Consider the following 26,149-nt stretch of genomic DNA (forward strand, 5'->3'; position numbering starts at 1 on the left):
GAAGTGTTCCTCTCTCGCCGAGCGGGGCGGTGGACAGCTCGCGGCATGTCCGGCTCGGCGCGTGTGGTCAGGGAAGTGATGCGTGCTCGGGCACGCCGTCGCCGTTCAGCCGGATCGGGAGGCTGTGGCGGAGTTCGGCCACGGGGTCCGGGTGATCCGACCGGGTGTGACAGCCGCGGCTCTCGGTGCGGGCGAGCGCGGCCAGCAGCAGGGTGCGTGCCGCGAGGGTGAGCGCCGCGTCCTCTATTCCGGCGATCGGGTGTGCGGCGGCGGTGTGCGGGTCGCGGCGGACGGCCACGTCGTCGAGCCGCTTGAGCGCTTCGGCGAGGCCTGCGCGGTCGCGGACCACCGAGGCGTGCGTGGTCATCAGGCCCTGCACCACCGCACGGTCGGCGAATTCGGCGGTGGGAGTGGAGATCTCGCTCACCCCAGCCCGCTCACCGAGCCGCTCGGCCGCGGCGGCCCCGGCGCGCTCGCCGACCACCAGTCCCTCCAGCAAGCTGTTGGACGCCAACCGGTTCGCCCCGTGCAAACCGGTGCGCGCGACCTCACCGGCCGCGTACAGGCCGGGAACTCCGGTACGGCCGTGGGTATCGGTGACGACTCCCCCGCACTGGTAGTGCGCGGCGGGCGCGACCGGGATGAGGTCCGTGCGCGGATCGATGCCCGTCGCCAGGCACGAGGCGGTGATCGTCGGAAATCGTTGCGCGAAACCGTCGATCGAGCGCGCGTCGAGGTAGACGTGCTCGGTGCCGAGCGCTCGCATGCGCGCGGCGATGGCACGGGAGACGACATCGCGGGGAGCCAGGTCGCCGCGCGGATGCACCCCCGCGGTCACCGAATTGCCTTCGGTGTCGACCAGTGCCGCGCCCTCGCCCCGCACCGCTTCGCTGATCAGCGGCCTGCGTCCCAGGCCGCCCGGGGTGTAGAGCACGGTCGGGTGGAACTGCACGAACTCCAGATCGGCGACGGCGGCACCGGCCCACAGCCCGAGCGCGATGCCGTCCGCGGTGGCTCCCGGCGGATTGGTGCTCAGCGCGTACAACTGACCGAGGCCGCCGGTGGCCAGCAGCACGGCGGGCGCGTGGACTACGCCGAAGCCCTTCTCCGACACCGCGACCACACCTCGCACACCGTTCGGCCCGGTGACGATCTCACCGACCGCCGCGCCGAACAGCACCGGCAGGCCGGCCTCGTTCAGCGCCCGCTGCACCTCCGCGCCGGTGGCGTCGCCGCCCGCATGGATGATCCGGCGGGTGCTGTGGCCCCCCTCGCGGGTCCGCGAGATCTGGCCGTCGCGGCCGAGGTCGAACACCGCGCCCAGGTCGGTCAGCGCGGCCACCGCGGCCTGCCCGCCCTCGACGATGGAACGCACGGCGTCCACCTCGCACAATCCGGCGCCCGCCTCCACGGTGTCGTGCACGTGCGATTCGACCGAGTCACCGTGCGGCGCCACGACGGCGATGCCGCCTTGGGCGTACTGGGTGGACGTATCGGTCGGGCCACCCTTACTGAGCGTGAGCACCCGCAGCCCACGCAGCGAGGCGGTGCGCGCCGCGGTCAGTCCCGCGACGCCGCCGCCGATCACGACCAGATCGGCCTCGGCCTCCCAGTCGATCGAAACCCGGGTTGTCATCGGCCCGCGCCTCTCTGTCTCCCGATCCGCGAACGTTCCCCCGCGCGGACACGGTGGTCAGCGCCCTGGCCACCGTGTTCCGCCGGAGAACGACCCACCGCCCTGAGGGCAGCGGTCGGACTCATTCACCGCCGCCGGGATTGCCGATCGCGATCATCCGCTGCACCGAATTGCGTCCCAGCGCGGCGGTTTCGGGATCGACGTGCACCTCGTCACGGCCTTCGACCAGGCAGCGCAGCAACGCCGCCGGGGTGATCATCTTCATGTACTTGCACGACGCCCGGTCGTTCACGGCCTGGAAGTCGATACCGGGAGCGGCCTTGCGCAGCTGGTGCAGCATGCCGACCTCGGTGGCCACCAGCACCTGACTCGACTTCGCCGCCTTGGCCGCGTCGATCATGCCTCCGGTGGACAGGATGTGCACCCGATCGGCCGGGAACGCGCCCTCGCCCGCCAGGTACAGCGCCGAGGTGGCGCATCCGCATTCGGGGTGCACGAACAGTTCCGCGTCCGGATGGGTGCGCGCCTGCTCGGTCAGCTCGTCGCCGTTGATGCCCGCGTGCACGTGGCACTCACCGGCCCAGATGTGCATGTTCGCGCGGCCGGTGACCCGCTTGACGTGCGCGCCGAGGAACTGGTCCGGCAGGAACAGCACCTCGCGGTCCGGGTCGATCGAGGCGACCACGTCCACCGCGTTGGACGAGGTGCAGCAGATGTCGGTGAGCGCCTTCACCTCGGCCGTGGTGTTGACGTAGGACACGACCATCGCGTTCGGGTGCTCGGCCTTCCACGCGCGCAGTTCGTCGGCCGTGATGGAATCGGCGAGCGAACATCCGGCGCGCTGGTCCGGGATGAGCACGGTCTTGGCCGGGCTGAGAATCTTGGCGGTCTCGGCCATGAAGTGCACGCCGCAGAACACGATGGTGTCCTCGGGCGCCTCGGCCGCGATCCGTGACAGCGCCAGCGAATCGCCGACGTGGTCGGCCACGTCCTGGATCTCCGGCAGCTGGTAGTTGTGCGCCAGGATCGTCGCGTTGCGCTCTCGAGCCAATCGCTTGACTTCCTGCGCCCACTCCGGCGTTGCCTCGACACCCGCGAACCCGGAGGGCCCGTCGAACACCTGCCCCATCAGCGGGGGCGCCAGTTTCGCACCCGTCGTCGCCATGGATGGCTCCCTTCCTCGTGCGGTCGGCCGCGCGCCGATTCGCACCAAACCAGGTTTTCGACTTACAATCGAAAACGTGGCCCATAGTAGCACCATCCACGAATCGCTCACCGCGGTGTTCCAGGTTCGCCGCTTCCCCAGCGGCATCACCGCAGGTCACAGCCCCGTGGACCGCGCGGAGAGCATGCTGCGGCGTTGCCCGCCCGATCAGCGGACCGAACTCGCGGTGTTGCTGTGGGAACGGGCGCTCGATCCGCAGAAGGGCACCTGGTCGCTGCCCGGCGGCCGCCTGCGCGACGACGAGGATCTCGACACCTCCGCCCGCCGCCAACTCGCCGAGAAGGTCGACGTGCGCGAGCTGAGCCATCTGGAACAGCTCTCGGTGTTCAGCGCCCCCGACCGGGTGCCGAGCCCGCGCCGCATCGCCTCGGCCTACCTCGGCCTCGTTCCGCTGACCGCCGACCCCCACCTGCCCTCGGACACCGCCTGGCACCCGGTCTCGGCGCTGCCGGACATGTCCTTCGACCACCGCACGGTGGTCGATCACGCCCGCACCCGCCTCGCGGCGAAACTGTCCTACACCAACATCGCCTTCGCCCTCGCGCCGGACCGATTCACGATGTCGACCTTGCGTGAGATCTACTGCGCGGCCCTCGGATACGATGTCGACACGACAAACCTCCAACGAGTCCTCTCCCGCCGCGGGGTGATCACCCCCACCGGAGCCACCGCGGCCCCCGGCCGCGCGGGCGGACGCCCCGCCGCGGTCTACCGCTTCACCGACTCGGGCTTGCGCGTCACCGACGAATTCGCGGCACTGCGCCCACCCGGCCCCTCCTGATCAACGGCGGCCGCCGTGACGGGCGCTTTCCACGCTCGCACACCTTTCGTGAACGACCCTGTCGTACTGCCGGCATATGCGGAAAGGGGCTCGGGTCAATGGTCGGTGGCCGCTTTCCGGTGCTTGTCCTGGCGGCGATACTGCCGCTTACTCCGCACCGGGCGCGCGGCGTTGCTGCGGCGCAAGGCATCCCGCCGTCGCCAAGCCGCTAGATCCGCGCGCTCCTTCGCGGCAGGCGGCGTCTCGGCCACCGCTTCCTGTGCTCGATTCATCGCCCGCCTCCTCTCGACATCCGGGCGCCCACCCTATCCGCGCTATCGTCCTCACCTCCATTCATTTCTCCGCGGAACAGGTCCACCACGGCGACTCCCCGACCACGGCCCGGATACGCCGACCAGGCGGAGGCCTCGCTCGCGATTTCCGGCGCCGTCTGTGCGCCGTGGCCCCAGCATCACGGCTCGGGACAGCCGATTCGGCCGGAACCGCTGGAGCGAGCGCGTCGGCCGCCCCCAAGGCCGGATCCGGCGCGTCACGCGACGGGACCGGCGAGTGCCGCTTGTGTCGGTTAGCTCACAAACCGAGGTCCGCGGTGTCGCGCGGTGCCGATTCGTGGCAGTGTTGACCTCTGAGACCGGGCTATCGAAGTGATTCGCTCGGCTCACCTACAGAAAAGAATGAAGTAAAGCAATGGCTCAAGGCAGTGTGAAGTGGTTTAACAGCGAAAAAGGCTTCGGCTTCATCGCGCAGGACGGCGGCGGCGCCGACGTCTTCGTTCATTACTCCGCCGTGTCCGGCTCGGGATTCAAGTCCCTTGAAGAGGGACAGCGCGTGGAGTTCGAGATCGGCCAAGGACAGAAGGGCCCGCAGGCTCAGGACGTCCGCGCGATCTGATCGACGTAGCTAGGTAAGAGCCCCGCGCCTCTAGAGGTGCGGGGCTTTTGCGCGCGGTGGCGCGAGTTCCAGTTCGGCCACCTTGACCAGCCCCTCCTCCGATCGTGCGGTCTCCAGCGTGAACCGTGCGGAGCGGCCACGGACGACGAGGGAGGCGATCGAGTTCCCGAAATGCGGGCCGCTGATCTTCTGCCATCGGACCGGATCGGGTGATATTCCACGCCGATCCGCGAGCCACCGCAGCGCCGACGCGATCGGCGCCGCCCACGACAGCGCGAACGCCGGATGGAACATCTCGGGCGGTTCGTTGTGCACCGGCGAGCACACCAGTTGCAGCACTTGCGATTTCGTCGGCCGCGCGTACGTGGCGCGTGCGACGTAGCTGTGGTGCACGTCCCCGGACAGCACGCAGATCGTGCCCGGCGCGCCCGGCGCGTCGCCCAGCCGATGGATCAGCCGGGCCAACCGTTCGAAAGACGCGCGGAACGCGGGCCAGTGCTCCAGATCCGCTGCCTGCCTGACCTTCTCGCCGAGCCGGCCGCGCCATCCCGGCAGATCCGCCGCGCGCTCGTTGAGCGATTGGAAGTGGCTCAGCGCGGGCGGCATCAGCCAGGGCAGCGATGATCCGATCAACAGGTGGTCGAAGTCGCCCTCGGCGTTCCGCTCGATCCAGTCGAACTCCTCCGGCCCGACCATCAGCCGCTGCCCGTCGAGGATCCGGCCGTTACGGGTGTCGATCACCAGCAGCCGGACCCGGCCGAAGTCGCGGTAGTAGCTCCAGCGGGCGGGTTTGCGGCCGTCGACCTCCTTGTCGGCCTGCTCCGCGAAGTCCTCCAGCAGCTCCCGCACGTCCGTCCCCGCCCCGGTGACCCGGCGGTAGAGCGGGTCCTGCGCCAGCTCGCCGGGGCCGAGGTTGCCGATGTGCTGGTACACCCAGTAGGACGCGAGCCCGGCGCGGATGCGCTCGCGCCACCACGGCTTCGCCGCCATCTGCTCGCGCCATGCGCGCGAGGTGTTCCAGTCGTCGCGGACATCGTGGTCGTCGAAGATCATCGACGTCGGCACGGTCGACATCAGCCAGCGGATCTCCGGGTCCGCCCACGACTCGTGGTACAGCCCGGCGTATTCGCGGAACGACACGACCTCGCCGCGGGGCTCCTGCCCGTCGCGCCGCCGGGCGAGCCACTCCCGCATCCGCGGTGTCGGCTCGTCGGCGTAGACCTGGTCGCCGAGGAGCAGCAGCGCGTCCGGCCATTCCCGCTCGGGCGAGCCCATCATGCGCCGGGCGTAGGCGTCCAGCGCGTCCACCCCCAGCTTGTCGGCCTCCAGCACGCCCGGCGCGGCCTTGGCCGCCCGGCACGACCCGAACAGGATCTTCTCGACGGTCCGCGTGCGAATCCGGCAGGGCGGCATATCGGATCCCGGTTCCGGCCACACCGCCACTCCATCGAGCCGCACCTGGTAGGGAATCGACGCACCGGGCTCCAGTCCGTCGATCGAGACCAGCGCGAAATGCTGCTCCCCCACCTGAAACGTGCGGGCGAGCCTTCCCAGGACATCCACCTCACACGCGTCATCGGTTTCCACCCAGACGGTCGCCGAAGTCGAGTCGACATGCCGCAACACCGGCCCCAAAACCAAATCCGCCATACCCCACGCTACGTCCCCGATCCTCGCCGGGAAGTCGAGATCAACGGCGCATGGCCACGGCATCCGCCGAGAACCGGTCAGGCGGTTTTCATCTGCGGATCGGGGGGCGGGGCTTCAGTCCGCCGGGTCACCCGGGATGCGGCCCAGAAGGCCAGTTCCACCAACCAGAACAGCAGGAGGAAGACCGTCACCACGGTGACGGGTACCGCCAGGAAGAGCACCGCTGGAACGGCGACGACGATGAACCGGGCGACGTCGGCCGGGCCGGCGCCACGCAACCCGTGGGCCGCGCGGACGGCCGCCCACATCATCCAGCGGCGCGGCAGCGATACGCCGAGTTCGTGCAGGCTCCGGCGGAAGATGCCGTCGGCGTCGGCGACACTCACCGTGTCCGAACCGAGCAGGTAGTCGTGCAGGATCGCGGCGCGGGTGTAGCTGCCGTAGCGCGGGATCAGCCAGACCAGCGCGCGCGGCACCGAGGCGAAATCGGTGCGGAAACCGGCGGGAACCACGAATTCCTCCGTCGCGCCGCGATAGACGAAGGGTTCGGCCACCCGCCAGAACTTGGCGTCGAGCTCTTCGACGACCGGCCCGCCACCGACAAAGGTCACGTCCTGTTCCTTCCGCGCACGCTTCGATCCCACACCCGCGGTGGGCTCGGAAGCCTTCCGTCGCCGCGGCCGACCGCCGGGCGACGCGTCAGTACCGCGGACGGTATTCGGGTACCGAATACCCTTCCGCGGCAGGCTCGTAGCCACGATAGGGCAGCTCCACCCCACTCGCAGTGTCACCGTAGGGCGGGAGGGAGCCGAAGGCTTCCTCCTCGTCGCGGGCGGCGCGGCGTCCGCTGCCGAGATCCTCGGACGTACTGAGCGCGGCGAGGAACAGCATGACGAACGACGCGATCAGCGGCTGCACGATGAACGCGAGCGCACTGCCCAGTTCGATGGGCAACGTGACGATCTGCCCGACCGGCGGGTCGTGCGGGCGCGGATGCAGCCATTCGGCGACCTGCTCCCCCACCCGCGCCATCACCACCGCGCCGAGGCCGGAACCGACCAGCAGGCCCAATTGCAGCAGCGGCCCGCGCGCCGAGCGCCACCGCCACACGGCGAGCGCGCAGAGCAGACCGAGCACCGCGCCCGCGAGCACGAACAACGCCAGGGCGTCGAATTGATGCGCGCTCTCACCGGTCAGCGCGACTCCGCGGCCCGGCTCGACCACCAGCAGCCGCTCGGTCGGCGCCAGTAGGCCCCACCCGGCGCCGGCCAGCGCGCTCACCACCACCACGGCGACGGCGATCACCGTCGCCGCGCGCGCCTCACCCCGCAACGGCGACGCCACTAGCGGCGTTCCGATTCGGCCGAGTCGGTGACACCGTGCCGGGAGCACTTGGCCCACCAGCCGTCCGGGCTCACCTGCACGATCATGCGGCGACCGCACTGTTCGCAGAAGCGCGGCGGTTCCAGGCCCAGTGCGGCGGCGGCCGGGATCGCGTCGTCGAGACCCGGCACGATTCGCTTGCCGGTGAACGGGTTGTAGCGCTCGTCCATATTCATGACAGTACCCATGCTCGCCTGCCTCATCGTCGCAACCGAGCCGGGTCAGAGTGTTTCGTTGAGCGCCTTGATCGGCATCTTCAGCTCGCCGAGCAGATCCAGGTCTTGTTCGGCCGGGCGGCCGAGGGTGGTCAGGTAGTTGCCCACGATGACGGCGTTGATGCCGCCAAGGATGCCCTGCTTGGCGCCGAGATCGCCCAGGGTGATCTCGCGGCCGCCCGCGAAGCGCAGCATGGTGCGCGGCAGCGCCAGCCGGAACGCGGCGACGGCGCGCAGCGCGTCGGACGCGGGCAGCACCTCGAGGTCGCCGAACGGGGTGCCCGGGCGCGGGTTGAGGAAGTTCAGCGGCACCTCGTCGGGCTCGAGCTCGGCCAGGTTCGCGGCGAACTCGGCGCGCTGCTCCAGCGTCTCGCCCATGCCGAGGATGCCGCCGCTACAGACCTCCATGCCCGCCGCGCGGACCATGCGCAGGGTGTCCCAGCGCTCCTCCCAGCTGTGCGTGGTGACCACGTTCGGGAAGTAGGAGCGGGAGGTCTCCAGGTTGTGGTTGTAGCGGTGCACGCCCATCGCGGCCAGTTGGTCGACCTGCTCCTGGGTGAGCATGCCCAGCGAGCAGGCGACCTGGATGTCGACCTCGTTGCGGATCGCCTCGACGCCTGCGGCCACCTGGGCCATCAGGCGCTCGTCCGGGCCGCGCACGGCGGCGACGATGCAGAATTCGGTGGCGCCGGTCTTCGCGGTCTGCTTGGCGGCCTCGACCAGGCTCGGGATGTCCAGCCACGCGGCGCGCACCGGCGACTGGAACAGCCCCGACTGCGAGCAGAAGTGGCAGTCCTCGGGGCAGCCGCCGGTCTTGAGGCTGATGATGCCCTCGACCTCCACTTCGGGACCGCACCACTTCATGCGCACCTCGTGGGCCAGGGCGAGCAACTCCTCCAGCCGGGCGTCACCCAGACGCAGCACCTCGAGGGTCTGCTCCTGGTTCAGCCCTTCCCCGCGTTCGAGCACCTGCTCGCGGGCGATCGACAGAATGGGCGACGTCCCGACCTGCGTCGGTCCTGGCGCAGCGGTGTCTACGGGTGCCTGGGTCACTGCAACGCATCCCTTCGTTCGGCCGAGGTGGCCGTGCAACTTGAACGGTGTTCAGGCTAGGGTAGCGGTAGGAGTGAGTCAAAGCACGACGGGAAGGGCATCGAGTGCAGCTGCACCGGGCGGACGTGGTCGACGGCGCCATCGCGATTCTGGACCGATACGGCCTGGCCGACCTGACCATGCGCAGGCTGGCCGGTTCCCTCCAGGTCCAACCGGGCGCGTTGTACTGGCACTTCCCCAACAAGCAGGCGCTGCTCGGCGCGGTCGCGGACAAGATCCTCGCGCCCATGGAGGACCCGATCGAGGCCGAGGACTGGGCCGGGCAGATCACCGAATTGGCCCACCGCATGCGCGACTGCCTGCTGGCCTATCGCGACGGCGCCGAATTGGTCTCGGCGACATACGCTTCCCGGCTCACCACGAGCAAGGGACGAGAACGACTGGTGAGCGCTACGATTCGCGCGGGCATGCCGCGCCAGGAAGCCGAACTCACGGCGTTCACGCTGCTCTACTACGTCCTCGGCGAGACCGTGGACGAGCAGTCGAGGATGCAGATGGACTCGGCGGGCGCCCTGCCCGACGGCGCCTCGCCGCTGGAGGAAACCACGGACGCCACAGCCCGTTTCGACTTCGGTCTGCAACTGTTCGTGGCGGGCGTGCGGCACCTGCTCGGCACCCGCGTCCGCTGAGGCGGGGCCGCGGCTCGCGGGTTCGCGTCCGGCGTCAGCGCAGGTGCGCGTTCAGGAAAGCCAGCGCATCCGGAAGCGAAGCCAGGAACGCGCCGCTGTGGTCTTCGCCGGGGTATTCCTCGACCGTGACACGTATCCCGGGGTTGGCCTCCTGCAGGCGCCTCCCGTAATCGGCGGTGTCGGTGGGAAGGACATCGACGTCGTCGGTGCCGTAGCCGATCATGAGATCACTGGTGAACCGGTCTTGCGGGTATCCGGCCAAGGCGGTGACGTCGTCGGCGAAGGTGGGCGTCGGCCGGTCGGGGTCGGCGAACAGCGCCGCCGGTCGGCGGCCCTGCGCGCGTACGACCAGATCGGAAAGGCATTCGTGGGCGGCATTCGCCACGAATTCCTTACCGAAATCGGAGAGATACGGCGTGACGCTGCCGAGTTTCCATTCCTCCAGCGAGGCCAGGAAGTACGCCGCGTAGGCGATCTGGTTCTTCGAGCCGGTCGAGGTCGGCCGGAACATCTCCGGCAGGCTCTTGCTCGGGTCGGTGCGCAGACCGGTGGCTACTACCCCGCTCAACCCCGTGGCGGGACCGCCTTTCTCGGCATTCGAGGCCGCCGCGCTCATCGCGGCGTGCGCCCCTTCCGACTGGCCGATCACCACCCATCTACGCGACAGCGGAAAGGGGGTGTTGCGAATCGCCGCTACCGCGTCCGATATCGACGCTCCCTCGACGTTCGAGTTGTAGTAGCTGAACTGCCCTGCGGTGCCGAGCCCTTGATAGTCGGGAGCCAGCACCGCGTACCCGTCGGCCAGAATCCGATCGAAGTAGGCGGAATTCCGCGAGGACTGCGGGCGGCGCGACGGCGCGCAGGCATCGCCGATGCCCGCCGTCCCATGTGCCCACACCACCAGCGGCCACCCGCCCTGCGGTGGCAGTCCCGCGGGCAGATACAGCGCACCGGACGCCTGCGCGGGCATTCCGTGCTGGTCGGTCGTGGTGTAGACGACCCCGAACGACGCCGCGGCCGCGGCGAACGACCAAGCGGGATCGAGCAGTCCGATGCTGCTCAGCCGTCCGGTTTCCGGACCTTCCGCCGTCGCCGATGGCATCGCGACAGCGGCCGCGACGCAGATGCTCATCGCGGCGGTGGCGAGACCGTTCCGCCGAAGCAACCATGGGGACACGCCGCAGAACCATACCGACGCAAGCCGGGCAGCATGCCTGTCGACACCCGCCAGTAGTGACAATTCCGCCGACCGGGGTCGAAGCCCTGCGGTTACCCCGCGGACCGTTGCGGGCGTGATGCCGCCCCCACCGCCCCGGGAAACCAGCGGTGCATCGTGTACGCGCCCGCCGCGGCGGTGACCGCGAGCGCGATCGCAGCCCCGCCGAGCACGGTGAGGGCGCTGATCGCGCCGACCGCGACCGGACCGGCGAACATGCCGATGTCGTGGGTGAGCCGCCAGGCGCCGAGGAATTCCGCGCGTTGCCCGTCGGGTGCGACGTCGGCGCCGACGGTCATGATCAGCCCGTTGCTCAATCCGTTGCCGAGCCCGAGCAGCACGGCGGCGCAGCCGAGACCCAGGACCGAGGAGGTGAACGGCAGCGCGCCGAAACCGAGGGCGAACAGGATCATCGACGGTACGCCGGTTGCGCGCCTGCCGTAGCGATCCAGCCACACGCCCGCCGGATAGGACATCACCACGTCCACCGCCCCCGCGACGCCGAACACCAAGCTGGTCGCCGACGCGCTCAAACCGATATGCGCCGCCCACAGCGGCAGCAGCGCCAGCCGGGCGGCTCGTGCCGCACCGACCAGCAACGCCGCGAGGCCCAGTGTGCCGAGGGTTCTGCGGTGCTCGACCACGACCGCTCCCAGCGAAAGCCGCACCCCCGCCCCCACTGCCTCGGGTGATCGGATCGCCGCCATGGCCGCGCCGGAGATCACCGTGGTCACCAGCTGCAACCACAGCCCCCCGTTCGGGCCGAGCGAGTGCACCACGGCCGCACCGAGGAACGGCCCGCAGAAGAAGCCCAGCCGCATGGAACCGGCGAGTGTCGACATCGCACGCCCGAGGTCGCCCGCGGGCACCACGGCCACGAGGTAGGTCTGACGCGCCAGGCCCCACACCGCGCCCGCCGCGCCGCCCAGCAGCATCCCCAACGCGAGGACCGCGACGTTCGGCGCGACGATCGCCGCGAACACCCCGACCGCCCCGAGCACCGACCCCACCCCCAACGCGCCGCGTTCCCCGATCCGGGCGACCACCCGTCCCGCGGGCAGGTCGGTGAGCACCATGCCCAACCCGGACAGCGCGACGATGACCCCCGCCAGGCCCGCCGACGCACCCAGGTCCAGCGCGCGCAGCGCGTACATCGGCGCCGCCGCGCCGGACCCGACGCCGTACACGACCATCGGCACGAACACGGTCCAGGTCAACGACCGCAACCGCACCGGTCCCGCGGCCTCGCCGACCAGGACGGACCGCTCGCTCATCGCCGTGGCCCCGATCGGCGGGAACCGCCCCGCCGCTGCGAGGCCCCGGGCCGATCGGTCGTATGCCGCTCGCAACCGCGCCTCGAGGCAAGCCCGGAGTAGTTCATCCGCGCGACGCCGGGGAAGGCGCCATCCGACGGCACCCGCGAGCCGGGACCCCGGCCCGCGACGGAGCCGAGAAGCGTTCGCCGTCTCGAACCGCGCCGCGCCGCAGGCGGATTCACGCGGAACCATTCGGCAGCGCAGTGGACGCGGGCAGTCCGATCGACTACCCGCGACCGGGACACGGCACCGGCCGACCTCGCCACCGACGTGCGGAGCCGACCTGTGGTCCGCAACGGCGATGTCCTGTATCGGACGACTCGATGCACCGATAGGTCAGTGGAACAATCCTTTTCGTCCGCGCCGATCACCGCGTCAGCGCGGGCCGGCGGGCGAAGCGGCTGTCGGGGCGGGGCAAGCCGAAGTGGTCGCGCAAGGTGGTGCCGGTGTACTCGGTGCGGAACAACCCGCGCTCCTGGAGGATCGGCACAACCGTTTCGGCGAAGACTTCCAATCCGCCCGGGTAGTACGGCGGCATCACATTGAAGCCGTCGGCCGCGCCGTTGCGGAACCATTCCTCGATGGTGTCGGCGACCTGTTCGGGGGTTCCGGCGAAAACCCGGTGACCGCGCGCACCGGCGAGGCGGTGCAGCAGACCGCGCACGGTCGGGCGTTCGCGCTGCACGATGCCCGCGACGACCTGCAACCGGCTCTGGCCGTTGTCGGTCACATCGCCCGCCGCGTCGAACAATTCGACCGGAATCGGCTCGTCCAGCGGCAGGTGCCGCAGGCTGATCCCGACGATGCCCTCCAGCTGCGCCAATCCGTATTCCGGCACGGTGAGCTCGTTGAACTCCCGTTCCAATCGCTTGGCCGCGGCCTCGGTGTCGGCGATGAACGGGCTGATCCCGGGCAGGACCTTGACGTGCTCGGGATTGCGCCCGAAACCGCGGGCCCGTTCCTTGATGTCGGCGTAGAACGCCTGCGCGTCGCCGAGCCGCTGATGCGCGGTGAAGATCGCCTCGGCGTACTTGCCCGCGAACGCCCGGCCGTCGTTGGACGCACCCGCCTGCACCAGCACCGGGTAGCCCTGCGGGGTGCGCGGCGCGTTGAACGGCCCGCGCACCCGCAGGTATTCGCCCTCGAAGTCGATCGGATGGATCTTGTCCGGGTCGGCGTACACGCCGGAGGCCCGGTCGTCGACGATGGCGTCGTCCTCCCAGCTGTCCCACAGCGCGACCACGGCGTCCACGAATTCCCGCGCCCGCGCGTACCGTTCGGCGTGGTCGGGATGCTTGTCCAGGCCGAAGTTCGCCGCGGCGAGATCGGTTCCGGTGGTCACGATGTTCCAGCCCGCGCGGCCGCCGGAGATGTGATCCAGCGTGGAGAACAGCCTGGCCAGGTTGTAGGGCTCGTAGTACGTGGTCGAGGCGGTGGCGATGAGGCCGAGATGCGTCGTGGCCGTGGCGATCGCGGTGAGCAGGGTGATCGGCTCCAGGCCGGAGGCCGCGTTGTGCCGAACGTTGGTGCGCAGGGCGGGACCGTCGGCGAAGAACACCGCGTCCAACTTCGCCGCTTCGGCGGTGCGCCCGATCTCTTGGTAGTAGGCGACGTCGTAGATCCGCTCGGGGCTGCTCCACGGATGGCGCCAGGCGGCCTCGTGGTGGCCCGAGGGGTAGATGAAGGCGTTGAGGCTGAGTTGGCGCGGTGCGGTCGTCATGAGGCTTTCTTCTCGTCGGCAGGTGTGTTCGCGACGTCGACGCCCAGGCTGGCCAGCAGCAGGGATCGGTGTCGCAGGAACGCGGGATCGCCGTGGCGGCGTGGACGTTCCAGGTCGATGCGCTGGTCCACCGCGATGCGCCCGTCGTCGAGCACCAGGACGCGGTCGGCGAGCAGCACCGCCTCGTCCACGTCGTGGGTGACCAGCAGCACGGCGGGCCGATGCTTCGCGCACAGATCTTGCAGCAGCGCGTGCATCTTGATCCGGGTGAGCGCGTCCAGCGCGCCGAACGGCTCGTCCGCCAGCAGGAGTTCGGGTTCGCGCACCAGCGAACGCGCCAAGGCCACGCGCTGTTGCTCGCCGCCGGACAGCTCCTTGGGCCAGGCATTCTCCCGGCCGGCGAGCCCGACTTCGGCCAGCGCCGCACGACCGCGACCGGCCGCGTCCGAACCACCGAGACCGAGGGTCACGTTGTCCAGCACGCGCGCCCAGGGCAGCAACCGGGAGTCCTGGAACACCACGGAACGCTCGGCGGGCACACTCAGCTCGCCGGATCCCGGCACGTCGTAGTCCAGTTCGGCCAGCGCCCGCAGCAAGGTGCTCTTGCCCGACCCGCTGCGGCCGAGCAGTGCGACGAACTCACCGCGGGCGATGTCGATATCGAGGTCGCGCAGCACCACACGGTCGCCGAAGCCACGGCGCAGCCGCCGGGCGCGCACGACGTTCAGTCCCCGAGTGTCTGCCGCCATGACAGCGCCTTCCTTTCCGCCGCCCGCACCAGGATGTCGCCGAACAAGCCGAGCAGGCCGTAGATCACCAGGCCGACGACGATGATGTCGATCTGGCCGTAGGTGCGGGCCTGGGTCATCAGATAGCCGATGCCGCTGGTGGCGTTGACCTGTTCCACCACGACCAGCGCCAGCCACGAGATGGTGACGGCCAGCCGCAGGCCGGTGAAGAAACCGGGCAGCGATCCGGGCAGCGCGATCCGCCGGACGAATGCCCACCGCGACAGCCCCACCGTCTGGGCGAGTTCCACGTACCTGGCGTCGACGCTGCGCAGGTGCGCGTGGGTGTTCAGGTAGATCGGGATCGCCACGCTGGTGGTGATCACCACCAGCTTCATCTCCTCGCCGATGCCGAACCACACGATGAACAGCGGGATCAGCGCCAGGGTGGGAATGGCGCGCTTGATCTGGATGGGCCCGTCCACCAACGCTTCACCGACGCGGCTCAGCCCGGCCAGCAGCGCCAGTACCAGGCCGATCGCCACGCCGAGCCCGAGCCCGATCGCGGCGCGCTGCACGGAGGTCAGCAGATTGCTCTGTAGCCGGCCGTCGGCGATCAGGTCACCGGCGGTCTCGGCGACCGTCCACGGCGCGGGCAGGGTTTCCGGATCCATTGTGCCCGTGGCGGAACCGACCACCCACGCGGCGACCAGCAGCGCGGGTCCCACCGCGATGCCGAACGGGATCGGACGGCCCGGCCCCAGGCGCGGCCGGGCCGGTTTGCGTTTCGCCAGTACCGGCTGCGCGGAGCGGCCGAGGCCGATGCGGCGCAGCACCGCGGCGTCCAGGGTGGCCATCAGCGTGCCTTCGGTTCGAACGACGCGCCGCTGTCGGTGACCGCCTGGGTGATCGCGGCGTCGAAGCGCAGGTCGAAACCGTCGGCCGCCCGCACCTTCTTGGGCAGTTCGCCCGCTTTGGCGATGGCGTCGATGGTGGACTGCTGGCGGTCGACGAGCTGCTGGTCCAGATGCGGGAAGACATAGGTGCCCAGTGAGTCCACGATGCGCTTGGCGTCGTCGGCGCTCACCTTCTGGTTCTCCACGTAGTACCGGCGCGCCCACTCCTCCGGGTGGGTGTTGGCCCACTGGTAGGCCCGGACGAACGCACCGACCAACGCGCGGGTGGCGGCCGCCTTCGCCGGGTCCCGCACGACGGCGCGGCGGGCATACAGGTAGGCGAGGCCGCCGTAGATGCCCGCGGTCTCGGAGTCGGGGACCAGCGAGGCGCCCGGTGTGCGCAGGAATCGGGTGACGTTCGGCTCGATCAGCGGCGCGACGTCGACCTGGCCGGTGCGCACGGCGTCGGGGAACTCGGCCAGCTGCAGCCGGATCAGCTGCACGTCGGAGGTGGTGAGCCCGGCCTTGTCGATGGCGCGCAGCACGGCGGCCTGCTGGGCCGTGCCCTCGGCGTAGGCGATCTTCCTGCCCTTCAGATCGGTGAGCTTCGGCACCGACTTGCCCGGCGCCACCGCGAGTTTCAAGGCGGTGGTGCTGGTCTGGTAGGACGCGACGATCGGCACGTCCTGCCCCGCCACCAGTGCGTGGATCGGCGGGACGTCGCCGACCTGCGCGACGTCGGCGGCGCCCGCGCGGAACGCCTCCAGGATGGCGGGGCCGCCGACGAAGTTGGCGAACTCCACCTTGAATGGGAGCTTGTCGAGTTCGCCGGAGATGCGCAGCACGGACTGCAGGCGCTCGGACTGGTCGGCGACCACGAGGGTGGTCCCGGCGGGAACCTCGGTGGGCAGTGGTCCGTCGGCGGTGGGACCGACCGGCTCGTCGTCCTTCGCGCAGCCGGTGAGTCCGAGTGTCGCAACGGTTGCCACGGCGAGCAATGCGGCGGTCGTGCGGCCGCGGCGGCCGGACCGGAACGTACTTGGTCGGAACATAGGCGAATTACAGCAAGGGGAAACCGGCCGGGATACGGTTTGTCTCAGCCTGGTTCGAACCCCTCAGCGCGGCGGCGCGGCCACCATCGTCGACCGGACCTGCTGCTGGTAGCGCTGCAGGAACGGCAGAATCTGCTGCTCGATCACCGTGTTGTATTCCCGTGGGCGCTGCATCGGGTTGGCGTGCCCGGTGTTTCGCGCGAGCACCACCAGCAGCGTGCCGTCCACGCCGCCGGATTGCTCGATCAGCGCCCGGTGGGAGTACTCGACGTCGACCACGCGGTCGGAGCTCGCGTCGCGCGGCCGGATGAAGACGATGGCGGGTCGCGGCTTGTCCGCCACGGGCTGGGCCAGAGTGCGCAAGTTGTCGGTCGCGCCACCGGCCACGATCGCGGTGAACTGGGATTCGATCAGACCGTTGCTCGCGGCGTCGCGTGAGACGATCTTGTCCCGCATCACTTCCGCCAGCACCTCGCCGAGCTTGCCGAACTCGAGCCCGAACGGCCCGTCGCCGCGGTCGAGGAAACGGTCCCGGCGGGCGTAGGTCTCCACGGCCAGCCGCAGGCTGCGGCTTTCCCGGGCGCCGGGCAACCAGCCCATCCAGCGCAGCATGTCCTCCCCGCGACCGCGGCTCTCCGGACGGACCGCGTTCAAGTCCATCGGCGTGCAATCCAGGATGACCCCGGCCAGCCTGCGGTCGCTGTCGCGGTGGATGTGCTCGGCGACCTCGAGCGCGATCACGCCGCCCATACTGTGGCCGACGAGCACGACATTGCGCAGGCCGGACAGTTCGGCGGCGCGGACGATGAGGTCGGCGATCACCTTGGTGTCGATGCCCTGGTTGTCGTAGCGGATCGCCCACACCATGCCCATCCGGCGCAGCGCGGGCAGCGAGGCGGCGGTGTCACTGGCATCGAGCCCGCCGAGCCCGACCAGGTCTACCACGACGGTGTCCCAGTTCTGCGAGTCCACCGGCGGGGCGACGGGCAGGATGGCGGGCTCGGTGCGCGCCAGTCGCGCTTGTTCCGGCGCGACATCGTACTTCCAGTACTGCGCGAACACCACGAGTCCGGCCAGCAGCAGTGCGGCCACCCGAAGCAGCGTCACCTTGGTACGGCGCAACGTCTTCCACCCGTGCCCCAGGCTCGTGTCCCGCAGCCGAGCTCGGCGTCGCGCGTCGTCCCAGTCGGAGACGGTGGACGGGTGCCGGGCGTCCATCGGCGACATCCATCCCACTGTAGGCACGGGTGCGGAGGGTCGCCACGAACCCGCTACCGCTCAGCGTGCCGCCGCGCGCATGGCCGCGAGTTTGCCCGACGAGACGCACCGACCGGGTCTTTGTCTTCGCGCGCGACGGCTTCCGGCCACAGCGGCGCGCACTGACTTCGACATCGGTGCCGCCCCTCGGGGCCGTGCAGCGAGCAGGTGATGGTTTTGCTCACCGGTCGCCGCAGGGTCGACGGGTGCGCACTCGATGATCTGCCTCACTGTTCGTGCGGGACCGGTCGTGCGAAACGACCGTGGTGGTGTCACTGTGCGCGGTGGTCTTGCCGGTGGGTTCGTCGTAGGTATGTCGCCAACCGGCCCGGTTCGTCAGCGGAAAGGCGACCAGGCGGGATCGAACCACCCCGCGGCGGCGGCGGTGAATCGCGCGCGCTGCCAGCCGCCCGCGCCTTCCGGCACCGAGCCCACCAGGTCGACGCCGGTGACGCGGGGCAGATCGGTACGGTTGCACTCGGCGGCGAGGTCCGGTTCGGCGGGCCAGGAGCCGATCACCAGGCCCGCGCACCGCACGCCCGCCGATCGCAGTGCGCGGGTGGTCAGTTCGGTGTGGTTGAGGGTGCCCAGCCCGGCGGCGGTGACCAGCAGGACGGGTGCGCCGAGTTTCTGGGCGAGGTCGAGCAAGGTGAAATCGCCCAGGCGCACCAGCAGTCCGCCCGCGCCCTCGACCAGGACCAGGTCGGCGTCCGACAGGGAGTCGACGGCGGCGGCGGTGTCGGCGAGCGTCAGCTCCGGCAGCCCGGCGCGGCGGGCGGCTGTGTCGGGCGCCAACGGGTCCGGGTAGCGGGCGACTTCGACCGTCCGGGTGACGCCCGACAGCCGCTCGATCTCCGCGAGGTCACCCGGTTCGCCTGCCGCGACACCGGTCTGGCCCGGCTTGCACACCGCCACCGAACGACCGCTTGCCCGCGCCACGGCGGCGACGGCCGCGGTGACGACGGTCTTGCCGACGTCGGTGGAGGTTCCGGTGATCAGCAGGACGGTCATGCGGGCACCGCCTCTCGCGCCTCGGCCAGCACCTCGCCGAGCACCGCCGCGATGGCATCGAGTTCGGCCGCGGTGAGGTTCGCCCGAGCGGTCAGGCGCAGTCGCGACGTGCCTTCCGGAACCGTCGGCGGACGGAAGCAGCCCACGTCCAGCCCGCGTGCCCGGCAGGCCTGAGCGGCGTCGAAGGCCACCTGCGCCGGGCCGAGCACGACCGACACCACCGCCGACGGCGGCGTGGGCACCCCGGCGATCCGGGCGATGTCGGCGGCGCGGTCCAGCACCCGATCGGCCAGCTCCGGTTGGGAGCGCAGCAGGCGCAGCGCGGCCCGCGCGGCGCCGACGGCGGCGGGCGCGAGACCGGTATCGAAAATGAACGTACGCGCGGCATCGATGAGGTGGGCGCGCACCCGCGCACTGGCCAGCACCACACCGCCCTGCGCGGCAAGGGATTTCGACAGCGTGGCGGTGATCACCAGGTCCGGCGCCCCCGCCAGCCCGCACTCGTGCACCAGCCCGCGCCCGCCCGCGCCGCGCACGCCGAGGCCGTGCGCCTCGTCCACCACGAGCACCGCCGCGTTGGCCCTGGTCACTCGGTGCAGTTCGGTCAGCGGCGCGAGATCGCCGTCGGCGCTGAACACCGAATCGGTGAGGACCAGCGCGCGTTCCTCGGTGCGCTCCGACAGCAGCCGGTCCACCGCCGCGACGTCGCGATGTGGCGCGATCTCCACCCGGGCGCGCGACAGCCGGCACGCGTCTACCAGCGAGGCGTGACTACCGGCGTCGGAGATCACGAGCGAGCCGCGCCCGGCGAGCGCGGTGACGGCGCCCAGGTTGGCCGCGTACCCGGAGGCGAACACGAGTCCCGCTTCGGTGCCGACGAATTCGGCCAGCTCCGTCTCCAGCAGTTCGTGCTCCGCGGTGGTGCCGGTGACCAGGCGCGACCCGGTAGCCCCCGCGCCCCAGCGGCGCACCGCGTCGATGGCGCCTTCGATCACCTCGGGGTGGCGGACCAAGCCCAGGTAGTCGTTGGAGGCGAGATCGATCGACGACGTCTGTGCGGCGCGCGGGCGCAGCTCACGGCGCAGTCCCGCGGCCACGCGCGCGGACGCGCGTTCGTCCAACCAGCTCAGCGGATCGGTAGTCACAGCTCCGCAGCATACTTGAACGCTGTTCAGGACGCCCGCCCACCGGCCGCTGGTACCGTTGAGCCAACGTTGGTGGTTGTCACCGGCCTGCGGTGGCGAAGTTTCACCGGGGAGGAACACGACCGGATGCCGCGGTGGGCGATAGTCGTCGAGGAAACAACGGGCTCGGGGGAGCAGAAGCGCTGGTCACCCCGGATTCTCACCGAAGTGGTCGGCACGCGCGCGCAGGCATTGGCGAAGCTGGCCGGCGTGCTGCCCACCTACACGCCGGAACATCCCAAACTGCGCGGCCGCCGCATCGTCCTGCGCGACGGCGACACCTACTTGCTGATGGTTCGTGGCTGGTCGGACGATTACCACTGCATCTTCCGGGTGTGGGAGATGGTGTCGGACAGCGATCGTCCGGATATCCCCGGCACCCCGCACGACAAGCTCACGGACCGGTGAACCAATTCGGCGTATCGAGCCGGAACACCTCGCCGGGCGTCAGCAGGCGCAGATCGCGTTCCAACTCGGCCAGCCGGTGCGCGCCGAGCAGGTTCGCCCAGCGGTCGTGGATCCGGTCGAAGGCGTGCGCCGATCGGGTCAAGACGTCCTCGGCGCGCTCGGTCAGCGTGTAGACCTTGCGGCGCGCGTCGGTCGGGTCGTGCCCACGGCGCAGGTAGCCCTGCCGCTCGAGCGTCTCGATGTGCTTGCCCGCGGCTTGTTTCGAGACCCCGAGCGCGCGCCCGAGGTCCGCGGCCGTGCAACCGTAGGGTCCGCCCGCGCGGCCGACCGCCTGGAAGACGAAGCCGTGCATCGGCCGCAACTCGGGATGCCCGTGCTCGGCCAGTTCGGCGTGCACCTCGTCGACCACCGCGCGGAAGCCCAGCAGCATGCGCAGCGGCAACTCGTAGCCACCCGCGTCACTTGACATGATGGACAACCTCGTTGACTATATGGACAACCATGTTGTCTATCTTAGGTGGTAGCCCGATGACCGTCATCCGACACTCCGACACCCGCCGCACCGAAACCCCGAGCGGCGTCATGACCACACTCGCCTCCCCCACCCAGGGCGGCTCCGGGCTCGCGCTGTGGCGGGTCGAGGTCCCCGCGGACACGGCCGGACCGCTGCACTTCATCGACGCCGAACAGATCTGGACCGTCCTCGCCGGACGCCTCGACATCGCGCTCGACGGCACGGAACTCACTGCCGCCGAGGGCGATACGGTGATCCTCCCGGCGAACGTCCTGCGGCAGGTGCGCACCGGGAACGGCTTCACCGCCATCGTCACCGCACCGGCGGGCGCCCGGGCCGGAACACCGGACGGCGACGGCACGATCGTCCCGCCGTGGATCGCCTGACCGGTCACCGAGCGGTCTGCGCGGCCACCGCGGCGCGCATCCCGGCGGTGATCGTCGCGATGTCGCCGGACGTGCTGATGAACGGCGGCATGGTGTACACCAGGTTGCGGAACGGACGCAGCCACACCCCGGCGGCCACCGCGGCGTCGGTCGCGGCGCGCATGTCCACCGGACGGTCCAGCTCGATCACGCCGATCGCGCCGAGCACGCGCGCCTCCACCACACCGGGCAGGCCGCGCACCGGAGCCAGGCCCGCCGCCAGCTCCGCCTCGATCCGGGCCACCTCGCCGCGCCAGTCGCGCGAGCGCAGCAACTCGATCGACGCGACGGCGACCGCGCAGGCCAGCGGGTTGCCCATGAATGTGGGACCGTGCATGAGCCCGCCGTGCGCCGCGCTGATCGCCTCGGCGATCCGCGTGGTGCACAGCGTGGCGGCGAGGGTGAGATAGCCGCCGGTCAGCGCTTTGCCGACGCACATCACATCCGGGCTCACGCCTGCCACGTCGGCCGCGAACAGCGTTCCGGTGCGGCCGAATCCGGTCGCGATCTCGTCGAAGACCAGCAGCACTCCGTGTTCGTCGCACAGCCTGCGCAGGTCGGTGAGATAGCCGGGGTCGTGCCAGCGCATCCCGCCCGCACCCTGGACGAGCGGCTCCACGACGACCGCCGCGAGTTCGCCCGCGTGCGCGGCGATCAGGCGCTCCAGTTCCGCCGCGTACTCCGGCCGGTACTCGCTCGGCGGCACCGGCGCGAACACCTGGTTCACCAGGATGTCGGTCCACAGCGAGTGCATGCCGCCCTCGGGGTCGCACACGCTCATCGGCGTGAACGTGTCGCCGTGGTACCCGCCGCGCCAGGTGAGCAGCCGCCGCTTCTCCGGCTTGCCCAGCGAGCGCCAGTACTGCAGGCACATCTTCACGGCGACCTCGACCGACACCGAGCCGGAGTCGCACAGGAACACTTTGTCCAGCCCGGCCGGTGTCGATTCGACCAGCAGTTCGGCCAGCCGGGCCGCGGGCTCGTGGGTGAGCCCGCCGAACATCACGTGACTCATCCGCCGCGACTGGTCGACCAGCGCGGCGTCGAGCACCGGATGCCGGTAACCGTGGATGGCGGCCCACCAGGAACTCATGCCGTCGACCACCTCGCGGCCGTCGGCCAAGGTCAGCCTGGTGCCCGCGGCGGCGGTCACCACCAGCGGTTCGGTCGTCGCGGGGAAACCACCGTAGGGATGCCAGACGTGTTCGGCGTCGAGTGCGGTGATCTCGTCGGGGGTCAGTGCCACAGGAATCCTCGCGTCACGGCCCCGGCCGTCCGGGGCGGCTTGAACGCCGTTCAAGTTAGCACCCGAGCTGGTTGGCTCCCTCGGGCAGGTCGGCGGAATCCGGCCGTTTCCCGCCCGAGCGGGCCGCCCCGCGATATTCTTTGACTCAGTCAAAGATTGGAGCCGACGTGACCGCCGCCGACATCGCCGCCGTCCGCGAGTTCAACCGCCACTACACCCGGGTGATCGGCGTACTGGGTGAGGGACTGCACGACAGCCGGTACTCGCTGACCGAGGCGCGGATCCTATTCGAACTGGCGGCATCCGACGCGACCGAAGTGGTCGCGCTGCGGCGCGCGCTCGACCTCGACGCCGGCTACCTCAGCCGCATCCTGGCCCGGTTCGAACAGTCCGGTCTCGTGCGGCGCAATCGCTCCGGCACCGACGGCCGCCGCCAGGAGGTGCGGCTGACCGACCGCGGCAGGGAGGTCTTCGCGACGCTCGATCAACGCTCCAGCGACGAAGTCGGCGCGCTGCTCGACGGGCAGCCGCAAGCGAATCGAACCCGGCTGATCACGGCGATGCGAACCATCCAGCGGATTCTCGATCGGCCCGCCGCCCCGCCCGCCTTCTCGCTGCGAGCCCCGCGCTCCGGCGATTACGGCTGGGTCATCCAGCGCCATGCGGAGCTCTACGCGAACGAATACGGCTGGGACGCGACCTATGAGGAACTGATCGTGCGCATCGTGGCCGATTACCTGACTTCCCGCGACGAGCGGCGCGAGCGCGCCTGGATAGCGGAAGCGGACGGCCACCCGGTGGGCAGCGTCTTCTGCGTTCGCGAGGACGACAGCACCGCGCGGCTGCGGTTGCTCCTTGTCGAGCCCACCGCCCGCGGCCTCGGCGTCGGTTCCGCGCTCGTCGGCGAGTGCCTGCGCTTCGCCACCGCGGCGGGGTACCGCGAGATCGTGCTGTGGACCAACGACGTGCTCACCGCGGCGCGGCGCGTCTACCGACGGGCGGGCTTCGAGCTCGTCGACCAGACCCCGCATCACAGCTGGGGTCACGACCTGATCGGCCAGACCTGGCGGCGGGCGCTCACGCCCGGGGACTGACGCGCCCGCCGGGCAGCCCCACGATCCGGGGAAACAAGCCGTCTCCGATCACGAGGCCCTCCGCTTCCGCCGCTTCCGCGCCCGGATGCCGGGTGGACGGTGTCGGCGCCGATAGCGCAGCGCGGCCGGCAGCGTCTGCCGGTTGGCCGACCCGCGCTCGATCACCCGTGCGACGAGGGCCGGACGCCTCTCCGCTATCGCGCCCGGCGCGACCCGCTCGCCCTGGCCCCTGCTGTAGGACCACAGGGAGGGCTACCTGGCCGGTGTCCCACCTTCCCACGACAAGCCGCACCCGACGGTCCAGCGCGCGTCGCGGTACTTCCCGGCTACCGCCGCCGCCGGCCGGAAAAAGCCTCCGACCTCCCCTGATCCGGTCGGCTGGAACCACCCGCGCTGCGGAATGCCCCGCTGGCGCTACTGTCGTTGCCATGGCTCAGCCCGACGCAGCGCCCGGCGACGCGACCCCACTGGGTGTCTGGCCCGGCACCGCCTATCCCCTCGGGGCCACCTACGACGGCGCGGGCACCAATTTCTCGGTGTTCTCGGAGGTTGCCGACGCGGTCGAACTCTGTCTGATCGACGGGGACGGCGCCGAGACGCGGATCGCGCTCGACGAGGTCGACGGCTATGTCTGGCATGCCTACCTTCCCGCGATCGATCCCGGTCAGCGCTACGGATTCCGGGTGCACGGCCCCTACGACCCCGACCGCGGCTTGCGCTGCGACCCGAGCAAGTTGCTGCTCGATCCGTACGGCAAGGCGTTCGACGGCGACTTCGACGATGACCCCTCGCTCTACACCTACGGACTGGACTCGCTCGGCCACACCATGACCGGCGTGGTGATCAACCCGTACTTCGACTGGGGCGCCGACCGCGCGCCCAACCGCCCCTACCACGAGACCGTGATCTACGAGGCGCACGTCAAAGGCATGACGATGACCCATCCCGACGTGCCCGAGGAATTGCGCGGCACCTACTCGGGCATCGCGCACCCCGCGATCGTGGATCACTTGAAGGGGTTGGGCGTCACCGCGATCGAGCTGATGCCGGTGCACCAGTTCCTGCACGATCGTGTGCTGCTGGACCAGGGACTGCGCAATTACTGGGGCTACAACAGCTTCGGCTACCTCGCGCCGCACAACGGGTACGCGGCGATGGACCGCGCCGGGTCGGCGGTCACCGAATTCAAGGCGATGGTGCGCGCACTGCACGCCGAGGGCATCGAGGTGATCCTCGACGTGGTCTACAACCACACCGCCGAGGGCAACCATCGCGGTCCGACGATCGGCTTCCGCGGCATCGACAACGCCGCCTATTACCGCCTGGTCGACGACGATCCCTCGCACTACATGGATTACACGGGCACCGGCAACAGCCTCAACGTGCGCCACCCGCACACCTTGCAGCTGATCATGGACTCGCTGCGCTACTGGGTCCTGGAGATGCACGTCGACGGCTTCCGCTTCGATCTGGCCGCGACGCTGGCGCGGGAGCTGCACGACGTGGACCGGCTCTCGACCTTCTTCGACCTGGTGCAGCAGGATCCGGTGGTGAGCCAGGTCAAGCTCATCGCCGAACCGTGGGATGTCGGCGAGGGCGGCTACCAGGTCGGCAATTTTCCCGGCCTGTGGACGGAATGGAACGGCAAGTTCCGCGACACCGTGCGCGACTACTGGCGCGGCGAACCGGCGACGCTGGGCGAGTTCGCCTCTCGGCTCACCGGCTCCTCGGACCTCTACGAGGCCACCGGCCGCAGGCCGAGCGCGAGCATCAACTTCGTCACCGCGCACGACGGATTCACGTTGCACGACCTGGTGTCCTACAACGAGAAACACAACGAGGCCAACGGTGAGGACAACCGGGACGGCGAGAGCTGGAATCGCTCGTGGAACTGCGGCGCCGAAGGGCCGACCGACGATCCGGACATCCTCGCCCTGCGCGCCAGGCAGAGCCGCAACCTGCTCGCGACACTGATGCTCAGCCAGGGTGTGCCGATGCTCGCGCACGGCGACGAGATGGGCCGCACCCAGCAGGGCAACAACAACGTCTACTGCCAGGACTCGCCGCTGGCATGGATGGACTGGTCGCTGCGGGAGGAGAACGCCGAGCTGCTCGAATTCACCCGCGCGGTGATCGCGTTGCGCACCGAGCACCCGGTTTTCCGGCGCCGCCGCTTCCTGGCGGGCGGCCCGACCCGTTCGGCGGGCGACGCCCGCGACATCGCCTGGCTCACCCCCTCCGGCGAGGAGATGACCGAAGCGGACTGGGACAGCGGATTCGGCAAGTCGCTGGCGGTCTACCTCAACGGCGAGGCGATTCCCGAGCCCGGCCCCCGCGGCGAACGGATCACCGATGACTCGTTCCTGCTGTGTTTCAACGCCCACGACGAGGCTATCGACTTCGTGCTACCTCGCACCGGCGACGGCGGGGAATGGTCGGTGGCACTGGATTGCTCGACGCCGACCGGCCTGGCCGACGCCGGGTACCCCGGTGGCGCGACCGTCACCGTCGAAGCTCGCTGTCTCCTCGTCCTCCGCCAGGCCGCCTGACCAGAATGCC

The 26,149-nt window shown here is 70.2% G+C and carries 26 protein-coding genes; 7 read left to right on the forward strand and 19 right to left on the reverse strand.

The window, feature by feature from the left end:
• Positions 1 to 67 precede the first annotated feature (67 nt).
• Together ACGF7Y_RS27335 and nadA are read right to left on the reverse strand one after the other, a co-directional pair.
• Positions 68 to 1,636 carry an L-aspartate oxidase gene (locus tag ACGF7Y_RS27335; protein ID WP_393238283.1) on the reverse strand — a complete coding sequence of 523 codons (1,569 nt, stop codon included), beginning with the start codon at positions 1,634 to 1,636 and terminating at the stop codon, positions 68 to 70.
• A 121-nt stretch (positions 1,637 to 1,757) separates the two neighbouring features.
• Positions 1,758 to 2,801 (reverse strand): quinolinate synthase NadA, encoded by a 1,044-nt coding sequence (nadA, locus tag ACGF7Y_RS27340; RefSeq protein ID WP_062970919.1) that lies wholly within the window; start codon positions 2,799 to 2,801, stop codon positions 1,758 to 1,760.
• Positions 2,802 to 2,877: 76 nt separating this feature from the next.
• On the opposite strand from nadA, the gene ACGF7Y_RS27345 reads away from it, so the two are divergent.
• Positions 2,878 to 3,642, forward strand: coding sequence for an NUDIX domain-containing protein (locus tag ACGF7Y_RS27345; protein ID WP_393238287.1), 765 nt, complete (start codon positions 2,878 to 2,880; stop codon positions 3,640 to 3,642).
• A gap of 95 nt (positions 3,643 to 3,737) precedes the next feature.
• Here the strand turns inward: ACGF7Y_RS27345 and ACGF7Y_RS27350 are convergent, their stop codons facing one another.
• A complete protein-coding gene (locus tag ACGF7Y_RS27350) occupies positions 3,738 to 3,914 on the reverse strand; it encodes a hypothetical protein (protein WP_393238289.1) in 177 nt (58 codons plus the stop codon).
• 415 nt (positions 3,915 to 4,329) lie between these two features.
• On the opposite strand from ACGF7Y_RS27350, the gene ACGF7Y_RS27355 reads away from it, so the two are divergent.
• On the forward strand, positions 4,330 to 4,533 hold the full coding sequence (locus tag ACGF7Y_RS27355; RefSeq protein ID WP_040741190.1) for a cold-shock protein: 204 nt from the start codon (positions 4,330 to 4,332) through the stop codon (positions 4,531 to 4,533).
• A gap of 30 nt (positions 4,534 to 4,563) precedes the next feature.
• Here ACGF7Y_RS27355 and ACGF7Y_RS27360 read toward each other — a convergent pair whose 3' ends face one another.
• The 5 genes from ACGF7Y_RS27360 to bioB all read right to left on the reverse strand — a co-directional run bounded on the left by ACGF7Y_RS27360 (position 4,564) and on the right by bioB (position 8,834).
• Entirely contained in the window at positions 4,564 to 6,183 is a 1,620-nt protein-coding gene (locus ACGF7Y_RS27360) for an alkaline phosphatase D family protein (protein WP_393238292.1), read from the reverse strand.
• 77 nt (positions 6,184 to 6,260) lie between these two features.
• Positions 6,261 to 6,794 carry a DUF1353 domain-containing protein gene (locus ACGF7Y_RS27365; RefSeq protein ID WP_393238295.1) on the reverse strand — a complete coding sequence of 178 codons (534 nt, stop codon included), beginning with the start codon at positions 6,792 to 6,794 and terminating at the stop codon, positions 6,261 to 6,263.
• An 88-nt stretch (positions 6,795 to 6,882) separates the two neighbouring features.
• Positions 6,883 to 7,527, reverse strand: a complete 645-nt coding sequence (locus ACGF7Y_RS27370; protein WP_393238298.1) for a DUF2567 domain-containing protein — start codon at positions 7,525 to 7,527, stop codon at positions 6,883 to 6,885.
• Positions 7,527 to 7,754: a hypothetical protein gene (locus ACGF7Y_RS27375; protein ID WP_357041588.1), complete on the reverse strand. Its 228-nt coding sequence runs from the start codon at positions 7,752 to 7,754 to the stop codon at positions 7,527 to 7,529. The genes ACGF7Y_RS27370 and ACGF7Y_RS27375 overlap by 1 nt, the downstream gene beginning before the upstream one ends.
• A 33-nt stretch (positions 7,755 to 7,787) precedes the next feature.
• A complete protein-coding gene (gene bioB / locus ACGF7Y_RS27380; RefSeq protein WP_393238301.1) occupies positions 7,788 to 8,834 on the reverse strand; it encodes a biotin synthase BioB in 1,047 nt (348 codons plus the stop codon).
• Between the two features lie 104 nt (positions 8,835 to 8,938).
• On the opposite strand from bioB, the gene ACGF7Y_RS27385 reads away from it, so the two are divergent.
• On the forward strand, positions 8,939 to 9,523 hold the full coding sequence (locus tag ACGF7Y_RS27385; protein ID WP_393238304.1) for a TetR/AcrR family transcriptional regulator C-terminal domain-containing protein: 585 nt from the start codon (positions 8,939 to 8,941) through the stop codon (positions 9,521 to 9,523).
• A gap of 34 nt (positions 9,524 to 9,557) precedes the next feature.
• Here ACGF7Y_RS27385 and ACGF7Y_RS27390 read toward each other — a convergent pair whose 3' ends face one another.
• From ACGF7Y_RS27390 to ACGF7Y_RS27430, 9 genes are all read right to left on the reverse strand, one after another.
• Positions 9,558 to 10,700 (reverse strand): hypothetical protein, encoded by a 1,143-nt coding sequence (locus ACGF7Y_RS27390; protein ID WP_393238306.1) that lies wholly within the window; start codon positions 10,698 to 10,700, stop codon positions 9,558 to 9,560.
• A 92-nt stretch (positions 10,701 to 10,792) separates the two neighbouring features.
• Complete coding sequence (locus ACGF7Y_RS27395; protein ID WP_393238309.1) at positions 10,793 to 12,013, reverse strand: MFS transporter; 1,221 nt, start codon at positions 12,011 to 12,013, stop codon at positions 10,793 to 10,795.
• A gap of 409 nt (positions 12,014 to 12,422) precedes the next feature.
• The gene (locus tag ACGF7Y_RS27400; protein ID WP_393238312.1) at positions 12,423 to 13,775 is read right to left on the reverse strand and encodes an LLM class flavin-dependent oxidoreductase; all 1,353 of its coding nucleotides are present in this window, start codon (positions 13,773 to 13,775) and stop codon (positions 12,423 to 12,425) included.
• Positions 13,772 to 14,524 carry an ABC transporter ATP-binding protein gene (locus ACGF7Y_RS27405; RefSeq protein ID WP_393238315.1) on the reverse strand — a complete coding sequence of 251 codons (753 nt, stop codon included), beginning with the start codon at positions 14,522 to 14,524 and terminating at the stop codon, positions 13,772 to 13,774. Before ACGF7Y_RS27405 ends, ACGF7Y_RS27400 begins: the two co-directional genes overlap by 4 nt.
• Positions 14,500 to 15,360 carry an ABC transporter permease gene (locus tag ACGF7Y_RS27410; protein ID WP_393238318.1) on the reverse strand — a complete coding sequence of 287 codons (861 nt, stop codon included), beginning with the start codon at positions 15,358 to 15,360 and terminating at the stop codon, positions 14,500 to 14,502. The genes ACGF7Y_RS27405 and ACGF7Y_RS27410 overlap by 25 nt, the downstream gene beginning before the upstream one ends.
• A complete protein-coding gene (locus ACGF7Y_RS27415) occupies positions 15,360 to 16,451 on the reverse strand; it encodes an ABC transporter substrate-binding protein (RefSeq protein WP_393238320.1) in 1,092 nt (363 codons plus the stop codon). Before ACGF7Y_RS27415 ends, ACGF7Y_RS27410 begins: the two co-directional genes overlap by 1 nt.
• Before the next feature lie 63 nt (positions 16,452 to 16,514).
• Positions 16,515 to 17,678: an alpha/beta fold hydrolase gene (locus ACGF7Y_RS27420; protein WP_393238323.1), complete on the reverse strand. Its 1,164-nt coding sequence runs from the start codon at positions 17,676 to 17,678 to the stop codon at positions 16,515 to 16,517.
• Between the two features lie 366 nt (positions 17,679 to 18,044).
• Positions 18,045 to 18,719, reverse strand: coding sequence for a dethiobiotin synthase (gene bioD, locus ACGF7Y_RS27425; protein WP_393238326.1), 675 nt, complete (start codon positions 18,717 to 18,719; stop codon positions 18,045 to 18,047).
• The gene (locus ACGF7Y_RS27430; protein WP_393238329.1) at positions 18,716 to 19,864 is read right to left on the reverse strand and encodes an 8-amino-7-oxononanoate synthase; all 1,149 of its coding nucleotides are present in this window, start codon (positions 19,862 to 19,864) and stop codon (positions 18,716 to 18,718) included. Before ACGF7Y_RS27430 ends, bioD begins: the two co-directional genes overlap by 4 nt.
• A 72-nt stretch (positions 19,865 to 19,936) precedes the next feature.
• On the opposite strand from ACGF7Y_RS27430, the gene ACGF7Y_RS27435 reads away from it, so the two are divergent.
• Complete coding sequence (locus ACGF7Y_RS27435) at positions 19,937 to 20,311, forward strand: hypothetical protein (protein ID WP_393238332.1); 375 nt, start codon at positions 19,937 to 19,939, stop codon at positions 20,309 to 20,311.
• Here ACGF7Y_RS27435 and ACGF7Y_RS27440 read toward each other — a convergent pair.
• Positions 20,298 to 20,780, reverse strand: a complete 483-nt coding sequence (locus ACGF7Y_RS27440) for a MarR family winged helix-turn-helix transcriptional regulator (RefSeq protein WP_393238335.1) — start codon at positions 20,778 to 20,780, stop codon at positions 20,298 to 20,300. The two genes, ACGF7Y_RS27435 and ACGF7Y_RS27440, sit on opposite strands and share 14 nt — an antisense overlap.
• Positions 20,781 to 20,839: 59 nt before the next feature.
• Here ACGF7Y_RS27440 and ACGF7Y_RS27445 point away from each other — a divergent pair, with 59 nt between their 5' ends.
• Complete coding sequence (locus ACGF7Y_RS27445; RefSeq protein WP_062970941.1) at positions 20,840 to 21,211, forward strand: cupin domain-containing protein; 372 nt, start codon at positions 20,840 to 20,842, stop codon at positions 21,209 to 21,211.
• 4 nt (positions 21,212 to 21,215) lie between these two features.
• Here ACGF7Y_RS27445 and ACGF7Y_RS27450 read toward each other — a convergent pair whose 3' ends face one another.
• Entirely contained in the window at positions 21,216 to 22,496 is a 1,281-nt protein-coding gene (locus tag ACGF7Y_RS27450; RefSeq protein ID WP_393238339.1) for an adenosylmethionine--8-amino-7-oxononanoate transaminase, read from the reverse strand.
• Between the two features lie 167 nt (positions 22,497 to 22,663).
• Between ACGF7Y_RS27450 and ACGF7Y_RS27455 the strand changes: the two genes are divergently transcribed.
• Together ACGF7Y_RS27455 and glgX are read left to right on the forward strand one after the other, a co-directional pair.
• Complete coding sequence (locus ACGF7Y_RS27455) at positions 22,664 to 23,590, forward strand: GNAT family N-acetyltransferase (RefSeq protein WP_393238342.1); 927 nt, start codon at positions 22,664 to 22,666, stop codon at positions 23,588 to 23,590.
• 428 nt (positions 23,591 to 24,018) lie between these two features.
• On the forward strand, positions 24,019 to 26,139 hold the full coding sequence (gene glgX / locus ACGF7Y_RS27460; protein WP_393238345.1) for a glycogen debranching protein GlgX: 2,121 nt from the start codon (positions 24,019 to 24,021) through the stop codon (positions 26,137 to 26,139).
• Positions 26,140 to 26,149 lie beyond the last annotated feature (10 nt).

Origin of the sequence: Nocardia sp. NPDC047654 (assembly GCF_043205035.1) — a bacterium.
In the GTDB taxonomy this organism is placed as follows: Bacteria; Actinomycetota; Actinomycetes; order Mycobacteriales; family Mycobacteriaceae; genus Nocardia.